The organism is Streptomyces sp. NPDC104307 (assembly GCF_055584045.1).
In genome coordinates this window covers 255,266-271,681 of the sequence record NZ_JBVJMU010000008.1, presented here as the reverse complement: position 1 = coordinate 271,681, position 16,416 = coordinate 255,266, and the positions used below count along the sequence as shown (strand labels likewise).

Sequence of the window (16,416 nt, the reverse complement as noted above, 5' to 3'; positions counted from 1 at the left end):
GTCTCTCCTACCGCTCGTTTCCTTGATGGCCGGTGTTCCGGGGCTACTGGTTGCCGCAGGTCGACACCGTGGCGGCGTCGAGCCAGGGCAGGTCGTGGCCCATCCGGTCCCGCTTGGTGCGCAGGTAGCGCAGATTGTGCTCGCCCGCCTGGACGGGCATCGGTTCCCGTCCGGTGACGGCCAGGCCGTGCCGCAGGATCGCTGCGGTCTTGTCGGGGTTGTTCGTCATCAGGCGCAGGCTGCGGACGCCGAGGTCCTTGAGGATCTGGGCGCCGGCCGCGTAGTCGCGGGCGTCGGCGGGCAGTCCGAGCTCCAGGTTGGCGTCGAGGGTGTCGACACCGCGCTCCTGCAGCTCGTACGCGCGCAGCTTGGAGACCAGGCCGATGCCGCGTCCCTCGTGGCCGCGCAGATAGACGACGACGCCGCGTCCCTCGTCCGTGATGCGCCGCATCGAGGCGTGCAGCTGGGGGCCGCAGTCGCAGCGCTCGGACTGGAAGATGTCGCCGGTCAGGCACTCGGAGTGGACCCGGACCAGGACATCGTCGCCGTCCCCGATGTTGCCGTGGACCAGCGCGACGTGCTCGACCCCGTCCACGGTGGAGCGGTATCCGTACGCGGTGAACGCGCCGAAGTCCGTCGGCAGCCGGACCTCTGCCTCGCGGCGGACGGTCGGCTCGGAGGTGCGCCGGTAGGCGATCAGGTCCTCGATGGAGATGATCGTGAGGCCGTGCTTGCGGGCGAACGGGACCAGTTGGGGAAGGCGCAGCATGACGCCGTCCTCGCCCGCGATCTCGACGATCGCCCCGGCGGGCCGCAGTCCGGCGAGCCGGGCGAGGTCGACGGCCGCCTCGGTGTGCCCGTTGCGCACGAGCACCCCGCCGGTACGGGCCCGGAGCGGGAAGATGTGGCCGGGCCGTACGAAGTCACCGGGGCCCGCGACGCCGCCGGCGAGCAGCCGGAGCGTGGCGGCCCGGTCGGCGGCGGAGATGCCGGTGGTGACGCCGTGCGCGCCCGAGGCGTCGACGGAGACGGTGAAGGCCGTCTTCATCGACTCGGTGTTGTGGTCGACCATCTGCGGGAGTTCGAGCCGTTCCAGCTCGGCGTTCTCCATGGGCGCGCAGATCAGTCCGCGGCACTCGCTCATCATGAAGGCGACGATCTCGGGGGTGGCCTTCTCAGCCGCGATGACGAGGTCGCCCTCGTTCTCCCGGTCCTCGTCGTCGACGACCACGACGGGCCGGCCCGCCGCGATGTCGCGGATGGCCTGCTCGACGGGGTCCAGGGTGAGGTCCTCCGAGGGCGCGTGGTGTTCCCGGTGCAACCAGGTGGGCTGGGCAGTCATGCCGTGGCTCCTTCCAGAGCTGGTGTCCGCGTACGCAGCCACCAGTCGCGCATGCCCCACAGGACGAGGGCCCCGTAGACGACGTAGATGAGACCGGAGAAGGCGAGACCGCTGTGGAAGTTGAGCGGTACGCCGACCAGGTCGACGAGGAGCCAGGCGAACCAGAACTCGACCATGCCTCGGGCCTGGGCGAGCATCGCCACGAGCGTGCCGGCGAATATGTACGCGTCCGCCCACGGGCTCCACGAGAGCGAGGGGAAGGCGGTGAACAGGCCGCCGACCGCGAGGGTGCCGACCGCTGCCCCGCCGAGCAGGTAGCCGCGTTCGCGCCAGGTGGCGAACCGTACGGCGATGGAGCCGTCCTGGGCCTGCTGCCTGCCCCGGGTCCACTGCTGCCAGCCCCAGACGGCCACCGCGATGACGATGACCTGCTTGCCGACACTGCCCGCCTGGTGCACCGAGACGTTGGCGGCGACCAGGACGACACCGGACAGCAGCTGCGCCGGCCAGGTCCAGATGGAGCGCAGCCAGCCCAGCGTGAGGGCGATCAGACCGATCGTGTTGCCGATCATGTCGGACCAGATGATGTGCTGACCGAAGACGCTGAACGCCTCCGAGTTCAGCCAGTGCAGGGCGCTCACTTCACCGGCTCCTCTGGCTCCTGCGCGCGGTGGCCGAGCAGCCGCTCGACGTACTTCGCGATGACGTCCACCTCCAGGTTGACCGGGTCGCCGGGCTCCTTGTGGCCGAGCGTGGTCAGGGCGAGGGTGGTGGGGATGAGGCTGATGGTGAAGTAGTCGGGTCCGGCGTCCACGACGGTCAGGCTCACGCCGTCGACGGTGATCGAGCCCTTCTCCACCACGTACCGGGTCAGCTCGGCGGGGAGGGACACCTTCACGATCTCCCAGTTCTCGGAGGCCTTGCGCTCGACGATGCGGCCGGTGCCGTCCACGTGACCCTGCACGATGTGCCCGCCGAGCCGGCCGCCGACCGCCATGGGCCGCTCCAGGTTGACCCGGGAGCCGGCCCGCAGCGCGCCCAGGCTGGACCTGTTCAGCGTCTCGGCCATCACATCGGCGGTGAACTCCTGGCCGTCGTGGTCGACGACGGTCAGGCAGACGCCGTTGACGGCGATCGAGTCGCCGTGCTTGGCGCCCTCGGTGACGACGGGCCCGCGCAGACGGAATCGGGAGGCGTCGCCGAGGTTCTCGACGGCGGTGACCTCACCCAGTTCTTCGACAATTCCGGTGAACACTCAGTTTCCCTTCGGAGCAGGGCCGGGGACGGCGGTGATGCGCAGATCGGGGCCGATACGCACGGTCTCGGTCATCTGGAGGCGCAACGCCTTGGAGATGGTGGGGATTCCGGCGTCGGCCAGGGCCGCGGGGCCCGCGCCGAGGAGCACGGGGGCGAGGTAGCCGACGATCCGGTCGACGACTCCCGCCGCGACGAAGGCCCCGGCCAGGGTCGGGCCGCCTTCGAGGAGTACGGAGCGGACGCCGCGCTCATGGAGGGCGGCGAGCAGCGCGGGAAGGTCCAGCCCGGGGCCGGACGCGGCGCGCGGCAGCCTCAGGACGGCCTCTGCCGGGAGGTGGCGGACGTCCGCGTCGTCGGCCACGGCGATCAGGGTGGGGGCGCCCGCGTCGAGGACCCGGGCTCCAGGCCGGACGGCGGTGGCGGCGGTGTCCACGACGACCCGCAGCGGCTGGACCGCGCCGTCGATGCCCCTGACCCCGAGCTGGGGGTCGTCGGTGCGGGCGGTTCCGGAGCCGACCACGACGGCGTCCGCCTCTGCGCGCAGCCGGTGGACGTCGGCGCGGGACTCCGCGGAGGTGATCCAGCGGCTGGTGGCGTCGGCGGCCGCGATCCGGCCGTCCAGGGTGGCCGCGTACTTCCAGGTGACGTGGGGGCGGCCCAGCCGCACGGAGGTCAGCCAGGCGGCGTTGCCCTGCTCGGCCTCCTCCGCGAGGAGGCCCCGCTCGGCCTCGACCCCGGCGGCGCGCAGGGTGTCGCCACCGCCGGTGGCCTGCGGGTTCGGGTCCCCGACCGCGTACACGACGCGGGCGATCCCGGCCTCGATGAGCGCCTGGGCGCAGGGGCCGGTGCGTCCGGTGTGGTTACAGGGTTCGAGGGTGACGTAGGCGGTGCCGCCCCGGGCCTTCTCGCCGGCCGCGCGCAGGGCGTGGATCTCGGCGTGCGGCCCTCCGGCGCGCTGGTGGAAGCCCTCACCGGCCGGCCGGCCCGCCGCGTCGAGGACGACGCATCCGACGACCGGATTGGGGCTGGTGGAGCCGAGACCGCGGGCTGCGAGCGCGATGGCTCGGCGCATTGCGGTGGTGTCGGCTGCGGTGTCCACCGGGTCCTCCTGCCTCTTCGGGCACGGACTCCGGGGCCTGTCGATGACGACAGATGAAGCGGAACGCAGAACGGGGACGCCGAATGCCGGAAAAACGGATGGATCGGTCGCCCGAAAACCATCCGCCGACGGCGGCGTACCCGCGAAACGGCCCGCCGCGCACTGCCTCCCATCCGGACTTTAACCGTCGGTCCAGGAATCTCACCTGGTCAACCGGCCGCTGGATGCGGACGGGTCGCGGACTATAACCGCCGGTTCGGAATTGCACCGACCCCGGAGTGCGCTGCTGCTGGTACAGAATCAGTGTGCCACGACTGGCCGTGGGCCATGCGGGTGAACGCTGTGGAGTGGCTCACAGACAGCCCGTGACGGTGCCCTTTTCCGGGGTGCGGGGTTCCGTCCTCAATCGCCGGACGGGCTTGAGTGCGGGTCCCCCGCGGGGCGCCCGCGTCCGGTGGGTGGGGGTTCGGGGTCCCTCCGGGGCGTCTCCTCAAACGACGAACGTGCGGGGGTCCGCATTGCGTACCCGGGTCTGTGTTCGTCGTTCTGCGGGGACTCCCCTGCACGCCCCCGAACCCGCCCGTCGCGCGCCTGCGACAGCACTCCGGCCGGTGTGCAGACGCGACTGGGCCTGGGGTGGGGACGTGCAGGGGAGTCCCCGCAGAAAATGGCGTACGACCCGAGTCCCTTACGTACCCGGGTGAACACGCCATTTTTGAGGAGACGCCCCGGAGGGGCACCACCCCCCACCCACCGGACAGGCGCACCCCGCACAGGCGGAGCACCCGCACTCAAGCCCGTCCGGCGATTGAGGACGGAACCCCCCGCCCCGGAGCCCCCGCACCGAACAGCGCGTCCTGTGCCGCCTCCCGCGCCGCGAGCAGCGCGCCGCGCAGGACCGCCGTGCCGCCGAGCAGGCCGGCCCTGACCTCGGTGCGCAGGGGGGACATCAGGGCGAGCCGTTCCTCGACCCGTGCGGCCAGCGCGTCGCCGCCCGCGAGACCGACCTCGCCCGACAGCAGCACGCATCCCGGGTCCAGGACCGAGACGACGGCTGCCGCGCCGAGCGCCAGCCGGTCGGCGAGCGCGTCGAGGAACGCCTCGCTGTCGCCCTCCCCCGCGAGGGCCGCGCGGACGGCCGCAGCCGAGCCCGGCTCCCGGCCGCCGGCCGGGACGGCGATGCCGTGGGCGGCGGCCAGTTCGCACAGGGCCACCGAGCCCGCCAGGGAGTGAAAGCCGCCGTCGCAGCTGACGGCAGACGGGGTGCCGATGGTGCCGGGCACTGGCAGGAAGCCGATCTCGCCCGCGCCGCCGGAGGCACCGCGGCGCACCCTCCCGTCCAGCATGACGGCCGCTCCGACGCCGTGCCCGAGCCAGAGCAGGACGAACGTGTCATGGTCACGGGCCGCTCCGACCCGGTGCTCGGCTACGGCCGCCAGATTCGTCTCGTTCTCGACGAGCACGCCGGCAGGCAGCCGCTGCTGGAGGGCCCGGACCAGTCGGCGGTGCCAGGCCGGCAGTCCTGTGGTGTCGCGGAGTTCTCCGGTGACCGGGTCGATCAGGCCGGGGGCGCCGATGCCGACGCTGTGCAGCGGCACGGTGCCGGCCCGGCGCGCGGTGCGTTCCAGGAGGGCCACGGCCTGCTCGACGGCGTCGTCGGTGGCGGTCTCGCTGCCGATCGGCAGGGTGGCCTCGGCCAGGGTCGCGCCCAGGAGGTCGGCGACGACCACGGCGAGGCTGTCGGTGCGGACGTCGAGGGCGGCGAGATGGGCGCGGTCCGCGACGATCCCGTAGAGCCGGGCGTTGGGGCCTCGGCGCTCGGCCCCGGCCTCTCCGACCACCCGGATCAGGCCCGCCCCCTGCAGCCGTTCGACCAGGTCAGCGACGGTGGGCCGGGAGAGTCCCGTCAGGGTCTTCAACTGCGTGGCCGTCAGGGGGCCGTCCTGCTGGAGGTGCCGCAGGGCGAGCCGGTCGTTGATGGCCCTGGCGGTGCTCGGTGATGCGGGCATGCCGGGATCCTTCCAGACCGTCGCCGCGATGGAGGCCGGCACGGCCTATTTATCAGGCAGGGTTCCTGATAGTTTACTGCCCGCATCGTGGAGAAGGACGCCGGGGAGCGTCGGAACCGCGGCATCGGAGAATTCCCAGGGGAGGGCACGGCGGCATGACGACGGATTCCACGGCAGCGGTCTTCAGCACGGAGCAGGTGAGGCGCGCCAGGTACGCCATCGCCGCGGTCTTCGCGGTACACGGAGCGGTGACCGGCAGTTTCGCCACCCGGGTGCCGTGGATCCAGGACCATGCCGGGCTCAGTGCCGGACAGCTCGGCATAGCCCTGGCCTTCCCGGCGATCGGCGCCTCGCTCGCGATGCCGCTGGCCGGCGCGATCAGTCACCGCTTCGGCGCCCGGACCGCGCTGCGCGGGCTGCTGATGCTGTGGACCCTGGCGCTGATCCTGCCTTCCATAGCCCCCAGCCTGCTGACGCTGTGCGCGGCCCTCCTGGTGTACGGGGCTTCGGCGGGCATGTCGGACGTGGCGATGAACGCGCTCGGGGTCGAGGTGGAGAACCGCCTCAACAAGTCGATCATGTCCGGGCTGCACGGGATGTGGAGCGTGGGCGCCCTGGTCGGTTCGGCGGCGGGCACGGTGGCCGCCCATCTGGGGGCCGACGCGCGGCTGCACCACGCCGTCGCCGCGCTCGTCCTCACCGCGCTCGGGCTGATCGCCTGCCGGCAGGTGCTGGATCTGCACAGCGAGCCGGACACGGAGGCTCCGCCGCGCTTCACCCTGCCGCCCAGGTCGGCCCTGATCATCGGCGCGGTGGGCTTCTGCGCGGTGTTCGCGGAGGGCGCCAGCCTGGACTGGTCGGCGGTCTACCTCCGGGATGCCCTGGACAGTTCCGCAGGTCTGGCTGCCGCGTCGACGACCGCGTTCGCGCTGACGATGGCGGTTGCCCGGATCGCCGGTGACCGGGTCGTCGACCGCTTCGGCGCGGTGCGGACCGTACGGACCGGCGGCGTGCTCGCCACCGTCGGCGGGGTCCTGGTGGTTACCGCGCCCAATGTGGTCCTGGCGTTGTGCGGCTTCGGACTGATGGGTCTCGGCATCGCCGTGGTCGTGCCGCTCGCCTTCGCGGCGGCCGGGCGCAGCGGGTCGAACCCGAGCCGGGCGATCGCGGGTGTCGCGACGATCACGTACACCTCGGGGCTGATCGCCCCGTCGGCCATCGGCTCGCTGGCCGAGGCGACCTCGCTGGTCGTCTCCTTCGGCCTGGTCTCGGTGCTGGCCTTCGGGCTGGTGCTCGGGGCCGGTGTGCTGCGGGCGGGCGATCGCAAGGTGTCCTCGTCCGACGCCGGGGTCCCGGGAGCGGCGCCGGCCGAGCCGCGCCCCTGAGCCGTCCGGGTCACCGGGCGCGGCGTGCACCCCGTGCCCGGATCCCGGCGGAGGGCGGTTGACGAACCGGCATTAACATGGCGCTGATCTTTTCCGCGGTCCGCGCCGTGCCCCGTGAGGCACCGGCCCGCCGCACCTACACACAGGGAGCAACCATGGGCGGCCTCGGCGTGCGCTGGACCTTGCACGGCGACGGGAAGACGCCCGCACCGGGAGCGGTCGTCCGCCCCGATGAGCGGCTCTCCTGGCCTCGGACGTTCGGGCTGGGCGCCCAGCACGTGGTCGCGATGTTCGGCGCGTCGTTCGTCGCCCCGGTGCTCATGGGTCTCGACCCGAACCTGGCGATCATGATGTCGGGTGTCGCGACGGCCATCTTCCTGCTGGCCACTCGCGGGCAGGTGCCCAGCTATCTGGGCTGTTCGCTCTCGTTCGTCGGGGTCGCCGCGACCATCCGGGCCAGTGGCGGCAGCAGCGCCGTGGTCACCGGCGCGGTCTTCGTGGTGGGCGTGGTGCTCTTCCTCGCCGGTCTCGCGGTGCAGCGGTTCGGCGCGCGGATCATCCACGCGGCGATGCCGCCGGTGGTGACGGGTGCGGTCGTGATGCTGATCGGCTTCAACCTGGCGCCGGTCACCGCGTCCACGTACTGGCCGCAGGACCAGTGGACGGCGCTGCTGGTGATGCTGTTCACCGGACTGGCCGTGGTCTGTCTGCGCGGTTTCCTGTCCCGGATCGCGATCTTCCTCGGGCTGGTCTTCGGCTACGTGCTGTCCTGGGTCCTGGACCGGGTGTTCGGGAAGATCCACTCCCCCGCCGGGGGCGCCGAGGCCGTGGACCACTGGCGGCTGGACCTGTCGGGGGTGGGGAAGGCCGACTGGGTCGGGCTCCCGTCGTTCCACGCCCCGAGCTTCGAGTGGTCCGCGATCCTGGTCGCGCTGCCCGTCGTCATCGCGCTCATCGCGGAAAACGCCGGCCATGTGAAGGCGGTCGGCGAGATGACGGGCCGCTCGCTGGACGGCAAGCTCGGCACCGCGATCGCCGCGGACGGGGCCGCCTCGATGCTGTCGACCGCGGTCGGCGGTCCGCCGAACACGACGTACTCCGAGAACATCGGCGTGATGGCCGCGACCCGGGTGTACTCCACCGCGGCCTACTGGGCGGCCGCCTGCTTCGCCCTGCTGTTCGGCCTGTGCCCCAAGTTCGGCGCGGTCGTGGCGGCCATTCCGGGCGGGGTCCTCGGCGGCATCACGGTGATCCTCTACGGCATGATCGGTCTCCTCGGTGCCCAGATCTGGCTGAACGCCAAGGTCGATCTGCGCAACCCGCTGAACCTGGTGCCGGCCGCGGCGGGCATCATCATCGGCGTCGGCGGGGTCAGCCTGAAGGTCACCGACAACTTCGAGCTGAGCGGGATCGCGCTCGGCACCATCGTCGTGATCACCGGCTACCACGTGCTGCGGGCCTTCGCCCCGGCCCACCTCAAGACCCAGGAACCGCTGCTCGACTCGGGGACGTCCGGCTACGACGGGAAGCCGCCGGCCGACGAAGCCTGACCGTTCGGTGGCCCCGGCCGGTACGCGGGGCCGGGGCCGCCGAACGGGCGGCGCGATCAGAAGGAGTCGCCGTACCAGTGGACCGCGCCGGGCGCCGTGACCGCGGCGCGCACCGACTCGGCCGGGGCGTGCAGCGGCCGTGCCATCCCCACGTGCTCCGTGACCTGACCGGCGTCCGCCAGCAGGACCGGCAGTGCGGCCCGCACCCCGGGAGTGACGGGAATCCGGACCCGGGCCCGGCTCAGCCCCGCCGCGGCGGCCCGTGAGCCGACGGCGGCGAACAGCGCACCCAGGCACGCCTCCGTGCCCGCGAACTCGCGCACCTCCACGCAGTCCCCCGCGTGCTGGGCCACGATCCAGCCGGTGAGCGCGCCGGAAACCGGGTCCCGCGCCACGAGCGACTGTTCGAGCGCGCCGTACCAGGCGGGCACGCGCACCGCCCAGTCCTCGGGCGCCCGCAGCGAGCTGAGCGGCCGCCGCGCGTTGTACGCGTGGTGCAGCGCGGCCACCTCCACGGCGTCACGGGCCGTGGCCGCACGGACCGGGTAGGGGTCCGGAGCGGGCGAGGGGGCGAGCGTCCCCTGCTCCGGAGCGGACGAGGCAGCAAGGGTCCCCTCGGTGTAGCCGCTCGCGAACTCCTGCCACCCCGAGCCCCGGTAGACGCCGGGCGTCCCGGTGAACAGCAGGGACCAGGCGCACTGTTCGGCCGTCATGGTGCGCTCCGCCGCCGCCAGCAGCCGCCGCACCAGCCCCTGTCCCCTGGCTTCGGGGCGGGTCGCCACGCTGCCGATGCCGCCGACCCGGCGCGGGGTGCCGTCCGCGTCCCGGATCAGCCTCGGTACGTAGACGACGACCGCGTCGATCCGCTCCCCCGCGTCGTTCTGCGCAACGAAGGTGTGCCGGTGGCGGTCCGGGTCGAGCGCGTGGAGGGCGGCGAGGTGCGGGGAGTCGAAGCACCGCTTCCACAGGGCGGCCAGAGCCGGATCGTCGGCCGGGGTGGCGGTGCGGACGATGGCGCTCACAGGATCAGGTTCCCGCCCGTGCGCACCCGTTCGCCGTCCTGCGGCATCGCGCCACGCCGGGTGCCGTCCTCCACGCACCCCGTGTGCAGGACCGAGTCCAGGGCTTCCGGGGCGAGGTGGAGGACGCCGCCGCTGAAGCGGACGCCGGTCGCCGCGTAGCGGTTCACGCCGTCGGCGATACGGATGTGCGCGGTGTCCGCAGAGGCTGCGGTGCTGCTGAGACCGGTGAGGTCCCAGGTCGTGCTCCCCGGCCCGGCCGCCCGGCCGAGCAGCATTCCGGCCTTGTTGCCGCCGGTGATCCTGGCGCCGCCGGTGATGGTGATCCGCTGGTCGCGCACGCCGCTGAGTTCGATGCCGGTGTTGTGGAACGTGCCGCCGTCCAGCCGCAGATCGGCCGAGCCCACCGAGAGGGGGGCCGCGTCCTCTGCGCCGGTTACGGTGCAGTCGGTGAGGTGGACGGGGCCCGCGCCGCGCAGGACGACGCCGTCGACGCCCTTGAACGTGCAGCGCACGAAGTGGACGGGTGCGGTGACGGGGGTCTGGACGAGGACGGCTCCGGCGGGCGGTTCGAAGGAGCAGTCGCTGACGGTGGTCGGCCGGTTGGAGCGCTCTGAGCGCTGGGCGACGGCGAAGGTCTTCGCGGTGCAGCCGCGCACCTGGGCCCCGTCGGCGTTCACCGTGAGGGTGCCGGCCTGGTCGAAGGTGGGGCGGGCGATCACCGTGACGTCGTCCAGGGTCAGGTCCGTGATCTTGGTGTTAGCGGTGAACCAGGAGCAGACGTGTCTGCGTACGGTGATCCGCTTGGCGGAAATGCCCCACTGGGCGCCCGAGTTGGCGATGTCCATGAGCCCGGAGTTGCCGTCGAAGAGCAGGTCGTGCTCGTACTGGCCGTGGGTGGTGAAGGGGTTGCCGCCCGCGTCGTCACCGTCGCCGTGGCAGTTCACGACGGTGCAGTAGGCGGAGGCGGTCAGGTCGTTGAGGTGGCGCACGTTGCTGGTGGTGCAGTCGGCCACCCGCCCGTACAGGCAGTAGATCTGCTGGGTGAGGTAGCCCGCGCCGCCGTACTCGACGGTGGGCGGGTTCTTCAGCGAGCAGCTCTCGGTACGGAAGCGGGTACACCAGCGGCGCATGACGACCGGCCAGAAGGTGCCGGTGGCGTGGATGCCGGAGACGTCGCAGCCGACGGCGTACTCGAAGCTGACGGGGTGGGAGCCGGTGTGCTCGTCGGGTCCCGCCCCCTCGAAGAGCATGTTGCGGATGTGGGTGTCGCGGACCGGCTCGATCCGGGTCCAGGTGAGGGTGCGGCCGGCGGCGAGTTCCCAGCCGTTGAGGTAGCCGATCCGGATGTGGCCCGCGTCGACGATCTCGGTGATCTCGACGAGCTTCTGCAGTTCCCGCTCGTCACCGCCGCCGCCCTCGACCGGGTCGACCTGCACCGACCACCACTGGCCGACCGCGAAGGCCTTCGCGTCGGGAACCGGGAAGGTGTCGGTGAGTTCGATGACCTTGCCGGAGAGCGGGTGCTTGACGGTGGTGTCGGTGACGGTGCCGCGGAAGGAGAGGACGGCGCCGAAGGGGTTGTCGTGGGTGTTCTTCTCGATGTCTGTGGTGTGGATGTGGTGGCCGCCGAAGTCGAGTTCGATGTTCGAGCGGTCGAAGAGGTGGCGTTTGGTGAACAGGAGGTCTGTGTGGGCCTCGATGCGGTGGACGGCCGGGTCGTTGACCATGGCGTCGAGTGCCGCGTCGGCGGGGGTCTTGGCGTCGAAGTGGCCGAAGGTGCGGAAGTCGAGCGTTCCGGTGTGGAGCTGGTGCCAGCGTCCGGTCTTCGCGTGGGTGGGGGCGATGACGGTGCCGCCGTTGTGGGCGGCGGTGGACTTCTTGTCCCAGCGCAGGGCCATCGCGCCGCCGTCGCCGGGGGCGTGGTAGCCGGCCAGCAGGATCTGGGTGCCGTCGGCGAGCGGCTTGGTGTTCAGGGCGCGCAGTGCGGCGACCGTGTCCAGGTTCAGTACGTCGCCGGTGTGGGCGGGGGCGGCCTGGGCCGGGGCTGCGGCCACGGTCGAACCGGCCATGACCAGACCGGCCAGACCCGAAGCCCGCAGCAGATTCCGGCGGGACGAAGCGTTCGCGGACATGACGGAGGTGCTCCTCGCGTTGTCAGTGCTTGTCGGTGCGTGCTCGGTGCGTGCTCGGTGCGTGCTCTGTGCGTGCGTGCTCGGCGCGCGCTCTGTGGGCTTGCGGAGAACCGGCCGTCAGATCGTGTTGCGGTACGGCGGCATGAAGCGCATCCGCGGCATCTGGTCGGCCAGCACCCCGCCGTCCACCACGATCCGCGCCCCGGTGAGGTAGGCACCCGCGTCAGAGGCGAGCAGCAGCAGGGCGCCCACACACTCATCGGGCTGTGCGTACCGGCCGAGCGGGATGCGCTCGCGGTACGCGGACTCGAAGGCCTCCCGGTCGAAGGGGAACTCGCCGTCGATGGGTGTCTCGACCATGCCGGGGGCCAGGGTGTTGGCGGTGATGCCGTACGGGGCCAGCTCGACCGCCAGGGTCTCGGTGAGCAGTTGGGCGGCGGCCTTGGAGGCGTTGTAGTGGGCCAGGCCCGCTTCGGCCACCAGTGCGTTCTTCGAGGTGATGGTGATGATGCGGCCGGGAACGGAGTCCGCCGTCATGTGTTCGGCGATGCGCTGGCTGAGGAAGAACACCGCGTCCACGTTGACCCGCATGATGTGCGACCAGCTGGCCGGGGTGATCTCGTTGAAGCGTTCCAGCGCGGCCGTGCCCGCGTTGTTGACCAGGATGTGCAGCGGCCCGCTCTCGGCGCGCACCGCGTCGGCGAAGCCGGCCAGCGCCTCGATGTCCGCGAGGTCCTGCCCGTACACCCGGCAGCGCCGCCCGAGCGCCTCGACCTCCGCCCGGGTCCGCTCGATGCCCTCGGCGCCCGGCAGGTCGACGAGCACCAGGTCGGCGCCCGCCTCGGCCAGTCCCACGGCGAAGGACCGGCCGAGGCCCCGGGCGGCCCCGGTCACCAGCGCGGTGCGGCCGGTCAGGTCGAAGCGGTCGGTGCCGCGGGGCGGGACGGCTGCGGTCATGGCGGGGCTCCTCCAGACGGAGAGATACGGAAAAGGGCCTTCGGGCTGGGTCGGGCCGCCGCGCGGGGGACACATGGGTGAGTGCGCGGCGGCCCTGCTACCGGCCGGCACCCCCGGACAGGGGGATGAACCGGGGTGCCGTACCGGTAGTCCGGGGAACGGCGGGTCAGCCGTTCAGGCCCAGCAGATCGAGCGAGGGCCGGTGGATGATCTCCTCGATCGCGTCCGCGTCCAGCGGCGGCAGCCCGGGGACGCCGGGGATACGGGCGATCTCCCGGAGCCCCTTCACCGAGTCGTCGACCGTCGTGAACGGGTAGTCGCTGCCGAACAGCACCTTGTGGAAGACCCCGTAGTCCTGGACCAGCCGGAGGCTGTGCCAGAGCTGGAAGGGCCGGTAGTGCAGGGCGCTGAGGTCGGCGTACACGTGCGGGTGCTTGCGGATGACCGCGATGCACTCGCCCTCGAAGGGGTGGCCGAGGTGGGCCAGTACCATCCGCAGCTCGGGATGGCGGATGGCGACCGCGTCCAGGTGGCGGGGCATCGCCCACTCCAGCGGCGCGCTGGAGACGAACGTCGTGCCGGTGTGCACCAGGAGCGGCAGCCCGTGCCGTTCGGCGTACGTGTACAGCTCGTCGTACTCCTCGGCGGCGGGGTCGAAGCCCGCGTACATCGGCATCAGCTTGATGCCGCGCAGGCCGAGCTCCTGGTGGCCGTAGCGCAGTTCCTCCTGCCAGCCGGGCTGGGTGGGGTCGAGCGCCAGGTAGCCGATCAGCCGGTCGGGGTGTTCCCCGACGTACGCGGCGACGGCCGCGTCGTCGACCCAGAGGCCGCTGCGCCTGGCCTTGCCGCCGACGACGATCGTGCGGGTGGAGTCTGGCGCCGTGGCGGCGTACTCCTCCCACTTCACCGAGAGGTCGACCTCGCCCTCGTGGGCGCGGGCGGAGTCGGAGCTGAACGGGTCGGTGAAGTCGTGGCTGTGCCGGAAGAGATGGGAGTGGACATCGGTGATCATGTGCGGTTCCGCTTCTCCCAGCCGTCCGCGAACATGTTCCAGAAGCGGTGGCTGGGCGGGTGTTCCTCGAAGACCTCGTCGACGAGTTCGACGCCGATCCCGGGGGCGGTCGGCAGCGCGATGCGGCCGTCCGCCATCGGGAGGGTGCCCTTGAGGGCGTCGAAGACGAACGGCTCCAGGAGCCCGTCGAAGGTTTCGAGGATCTTGAAGTTGGGGATTCCGAGCGCCGCGTGCACCGAGACGGTGGTGCAGAGCGGGGAGTTGGAGTTGTGCGGGGCCACCAGCATGCCGTGGGTGTCTGCGATCGCGGCGAGCTTCCTGACCTCGGTGAAGCCGCCGGCCATGGAGAGGTCGGGCTGGATGATGTCGACGGCGTTGGTGGCGAAGAGCTGCTTGTACTCGTAGCGGTTGTGGAAGTGCTCACCGCCGGAGATCGGGAAGGCGGCGCGCTGGCGCAGTTCCGCGTACCGCTCGATGTGGGTCCAGGGCATCGGCTCCTCGAACCAGCCGATGTCGAACGGTTCCAGTTCCCGTACGAGACGGGCGGCGGTCGGCATGGCGAACCGGGCGTGGCCCTCGATGAAGAGGTCGATGTCGGGGCCGATGGCCTCCCGGACGGCGGCCACGAGGTCGATGGAGCGGCGCAGTTCGGCGCGCTCCAGCTCGTGCAGGCCGGGGCCGAAGGGGTCGAACTTGAGGGCGGTGAAGCCCTTGGCGACGGTCTCCTTCGCCTTGGCCGCGAAGGTCTCCGGCTCGCGTTCCCCGGTGTACCAGCCGTTGGCGTAGACGCGTACGTCGTCGCGGCAGGCGCCGCCGGTCAGCCGGTAGGCGGGGACACCGAGCGCCTTGCCCATCAGGTCGTACATCGCCTGGTCCAGGCCGGACAGGGCGACGCCGCCCATGTCGCCGCCGCGCAGGAAGTCGCCCTGGTAGACGCGGAGCCAGAGTTCCTCGACGTCGAAGGGGTCGGCGCCGATCAGGTGGCGCCGGGCGATGGCCTCGGTGAGCGCGCAGACCTCACCGACCCGGTAGGGGTGGGTGATCTCTCCGATGCCGGACAGGCCCTCGTCGGTGTGGACCCGGACGTAGCCGAAGTCGCGCCAGGAGGTGCCGAGCATCAGGGTCTCGACGCGGGTGATCCGTCCGGCGGGGCCGACGGGGCGGGTGCGGTTGACGGTCAGCATCAGCGGGTCGCTCCACCCATGGTCGAGGTGTTCTCCAGGTCGCGGGCGCCGCCCTCGGCGAGGACGGCCCTGACCGCGGCTTCCGTGCCCTCGATCAGACGGTTCACGTCGTCGTCGGTGTGCGCGTAGCTGATGTGGCTGCGCTTGAGGTTGAGCGGCAGCTCGAACAGGCCGTGCTCCAGGAGCTTGCGGCGGTAGCCGACGAACAGCGAGGCGTCGTTGTTCAGCAGGTCCGCGTAGGTGCGGGGGGCCTCGCCCGGCATGAAGTAGCTGACGAAGACGGAGCCGTAGCCAGTGACGACGGCGGGGACGCCGAGGCGCTCGTACAGTGCGGTCAGTTCGGTGCGGACGCGGCCGCCGAGCCGGAAGACGTGGTCGTGGACCGGTTCCTCGCGGAGTTTGCGCAGCGTGGCGAGGGCGGCGGCGACGACGGACGGGTGGCCGTTGTACGTTCCGGCGAAGAAGGCGGGGGCGCCGGGGCGGGTGGAGAAGAGGTCCATCAGGTCTGCGCGGCCGCCGATCGCGCCGACGGGGGCGCCGTTGGCGATGGCCTTGCCGAGGGTGGTGAGGTCGGGGGTGACGCCGGAGATCTGCTGCCAGCCGCCCAGCGCATGGCGGAAGCCGGTGATGACCTCGTCGAAGATCAGGACGCTGCCGGCCTTCGTGGTCTCCTCGCGCAGCGTGGTCAGGAACTCCTGGTACGGCAGGAGCGCGCCGACGTTGTGCGGGACGGGTTCGACGATGACGGCCGCGATGTCGGAGCCGTGCTCCGCGAAGGCGCGCCGGACGGCCTCGCTGTCGTTGAACGGCAGGACAAGGGTGGCTTCGAGGACCTCGGGCAGGATGCCGGTGGAGATCGGGTCGTGGCCGCCGACCTTCTCCGGCGCGGAGATGACGTTGAGGCTGACCGAGTCGTGCCAGCCGTGGTAGCAGCCCTGGAACTTGACGACGAGGCGGCGGCCGGTCGCGGCGCGGGAGACGCGCAGCGCGTGGAACGTGGCCTCGCTGCCGGTGCTGGTGAGCAGCACCTTCTCGATCGAGGGGATCAGCTCGGTGAGCTGTTCGGCGAGGAGGACCTCGCCTTCGGTGACGCCGACGCCCATGTGGCCGAGGGTGGCGCCGGCCTCTGCGGTCGCGGCGGCCACGTCGGGGTCGTTGTGGCCGAGCAGCGGCGGGCCGAACGCCGAGTGGAAGTCGGTGTACTCGCGTCCGTCGGCGGTACGGAACCGTGCGCCGTCGGTCCCGGTGACGACCAGGTCGGTCAGTCCGGGAACGCTGCGCTGACCGCTGTTCACGCCGCCGGGTACGACCTGGCGGGCGCGTTCGGCGAGTCGGGCTCCGGATTCGTTGCCTACCGGGCCTGAACTCATGGTGCTTGCTCCTTGCGTCGAGAGTCGTCGGTTTTCGCGGGCCCTGCCCGGCCCGTGAGTCCCTGGCGCCATCCGCCCGGCAGTCGCCGCAGGAAGA

Annotated in this window: 13 protein-coding genes and 1 riboswitch; of the genes, 2 read left to right on the top strand and 11 right to left on the bottom strand. The window is 71.8% G+C overall.

What is annotated here, in order from left to right:
- Window positions 1-43: 43 nt before the first annotated feature.
- The 5 genes from ACZ601_RS22330 to ACZ601_RS22310 all read right to left on the bottom strand — a co-directional run bounded on the left by ACZ601_RS22330 (window position 44) and on the right by ACZ601_RS22310 (window position 5,707).
- Window positions 44-1,342, bottom strand: a complete 1,299-nt coding sequence (locus ACZ601_RS22330; RefSeq protein ID WP_469540541.1) for a bifunctional 3,4-dihydroxy-2-butanone-4-phosphate synthase/GTP cyclohydrolase II — start codon at window positions 1,340-1,342, stop codon at window positions 44-46.
- Window positions 1,339-1,983: a nicotinamide mononucleotide transporter family protein gene (locus tag ACZ601_RS22325; protein WP_073739438.1), complete on the bottom strand. Its 645-nt coding sequence runs from the start codon at window positions 1,981-1,983 to the stop codon at window positions 1,339-1,341. The genes ACZ601_RS22330 and ACZ601_RS22325 overlap by 4 nt, the downstream gene beginning before the upstream one ends.
- Entirely contained in the window at window positions 1,980-2,597 is a 618-nt protein-coding gene (locus tag ACZ601_RS22320) for a riboflavin synthase (RefSeq protein WP_469540537.1), read from the bottom strand. Before ACZ601_RS22320 ends, ACZ601_RS22325 begins: the two co-directional genes overlap by 4 nt.
- Entirely contained in the window at window positions 2,598-3,698 is a 1,101-nt protein-coding gene (gene ribD, locus ACZ601_RS22315) for a bifunctional diaminohydroxyphosphoribosylaminopyrimidine deaminase/5-amino-6-(5-phosphoribosylamino)uracil reductase RibD (RefSeq protein ID WP_469540535.1), read from the bottom strand. It lies immediately after the preceding gene.
- A gap of 155 nt (window positions 3,699-3,853) precedes the next feature.
- Window positions 3,854-3,984, bottom strand: a riboswitch (FMN riboswitch).
- Between the two features lie 505 nt (window positions 3,985-4,489).
- Window positions 4,490-5,707: an ROK family protein gene (locus ACZ601_RS22310; RefSeq protein WP_469540532.1), complete on the bottom strand. Its 1,218-nt coding sequence runs from the start codon at window positions 5,705-5,707 to the stop codon at window positions 4,490-4,492.
- Window positions 5,708-5,862: 155 nt separating this feature from the next.
- On the opposite strand from ACZ601_RS22310, the gene ACZ601_RS22305 reads away from it, so the two are divergent.
- The gene (locus ACZ601_RS22305; protein WP_469540529.1) at window positions 5,863-7,092 is read left to right on the top strand and encodes an MFS transporter; all 1,230 of its coding nucleotides are present in this window, start codon (window positions 5,863-5,865) and stop codon (window positions 7,090-7,092) included.
- A gap of 155 nt (window positions 7,093-7,247) precedes the next feature.
- The gene (locus tag ACZ601_RS22300; protein WP_440578570.1) at window positions 7,248-8,642 is read left to right on the top strand and encodes a uracil-xanthine permease family protein; all 1,395 of its coding nucleotides are present in this window, start codon (window positions 7,248-7,250) and stop codon (window positions 8,640-8,642) included.
- A 56-nt stretch (window positions 8,643-8,698) separates the two neighbouring features.
- On the opposite strand, the gene ACZ601_RS22295 is transcribed toward ACZ601_RS22300, so the two are convergent.
- The 6 genes from ACZ601_RS22295 to ACZ601_RS22270 all read right to left on the bottom strand — a co-directional run bounded on the left by ACZ601_RS22295 (window position 8,699) and on the right by ACZ601_RS22270 (window position 16,319).
- Complete coding sequence (locus tag ACZ601_RS22295) at window positions 8,699-9,664, bottom strand: GNAT family N-acetyltransferase (RefSeq protein ID WP_469540527.1); 966 nt, start codon at window positions 9,662-9,664, stop codon at window positions 8,699-8,701.
- The gene (locus ACZ601_RS22290) at window positions 9,661-11,796 is read right to left on the bottom strand and encodes a peptidase C14 (protein WP_469540524.1); all 2,136 of its coding nucleotides are present in this window, start codon (window positions 11,794-11,796) and stop codon (window positions 9,661-9,663) included. Before ACZ601_RS22290 ends, ACZ601_RS22295 begins: the two co-directional genes overlap by 4 nt.
- Window positions 11,797-11,913: 117 nt before the next feature.
- Entirely contained in the window at window positions 11,914-12,753 is an 840-nt protein-coding gene (locus tag ACZ601_RS22285) for an SDR family NAD(P)-dependent oxidoreductase (RefSeq protein WP_469540522.1), read from the bottom strand.
- Between the two features lie 166 nt (window positions 12,754-12,919).
- Window positions 12,920-13,765, bottom strand: a complete 846-nt coding sequence (locus ACZ601_RS22280) for an amidohydrolase family protein (protein ID WP_469540519.1) — start codon at window positions 13,763-13,765, stop codon at window positions 12,920-12,922.
- Complete coding sequence (locus tag ACZ601_RS22275; RefSeq protein WP_469540517.1) at window positions 13,762-14,949, bottom strand: mandelate racemase/muconate lactonizing enzyme family protein; 1,188 nt, start codon at window positions 14,947-14,949, stop codon at window positions 13,762-13,764. The genes ACZ601_RS22280 and ACZ601_RS22275 overlap by 4 nt, the downstream gene beginning before the upstream one ends.
- Window positions 14,949-16,319, bottom strand: coding sequence for an aspartate aminotransferase family protein (locus ACZ601_RS22270; protein ID WP_469540514.1), 1,371 nt, complete (start codon window positions 16,317-16,319; stop codon window positions 14,949-14,951). Before ACZ601_RS22270 ends, ACZ601_RS22275 begins: the two co-directional genes overlap by 1 nt.
- Window positions 16,320-16,416: the final 97 nt, after the last annotated feature.

Bases quoted from the DNA above. Each gene is read 5' to 3' on its own strand.
- ACZ601_RS22330 (WP_469540541.1), bottom strand. From the start codon at position 1,342: ATGACTGCCCAGCCCACCTGGTTGCACCGGGAACACCACGCGCCCTCG.
- ACZ601_RS22310 (WP_469540532.1), bottom strand. From the start codon at position 5,707: ATGCCCGCATCACCGAGCACCGCCAGGGCCATCAACGACCGGCTCGCC.
- ACZ601_RS22305 (WP_469540529.1), top strand. From the start codon at position 5,863: ATGACGACGGATTCCACGGCAGCGGTCTTCAGCACGGAGCAGGTGAGG.
- ACZ601_RS22300 (WP_440578570.1), top strand. From the start codon at position 7,248: ATGGGCGGCCTCGGCGTGCGCTGGACCTTGCACGGCGACGGGAAGACG.
- ACZ601_RS22290 (WP_469540524.1), bottom strand. From the start codon at position 11,796: ATGTCCGCGAACGCTTCGTCCCGCCGGAATCTGCTGCGGGCTTCGGGT.
- ACZ601_RS22285 (WP_469540522.1), bottom strand. From the start codon at position 12,753: ATGACCGCAGCCGTCCCGCCCCGCGGCACCGACCGCTTCGACCTGACC.
- ACZ601_RS22280 (WP_469540519.1), bottom strand. From the start codon at position 13,765: ATGATCACCGATGTCCACTCCCATCTCTTCCGGCACAGCCACGACTTC.
- ACZ601_RS22275 (WP_469540517.1), bottom strand. From the start codon at position 14,949: ATGCTGACCGTCAACCGCACCCGCCCCGTCGGCCCCGCCGGACGGATC.
- ACZ601_RS22270 (WP_469540514.1), bottom strand. From the start codon at position 16,319: ATGAGTTCAGGCCCGGTAGGCAACGAATCCGGAGCCCGACTCGCCGAA.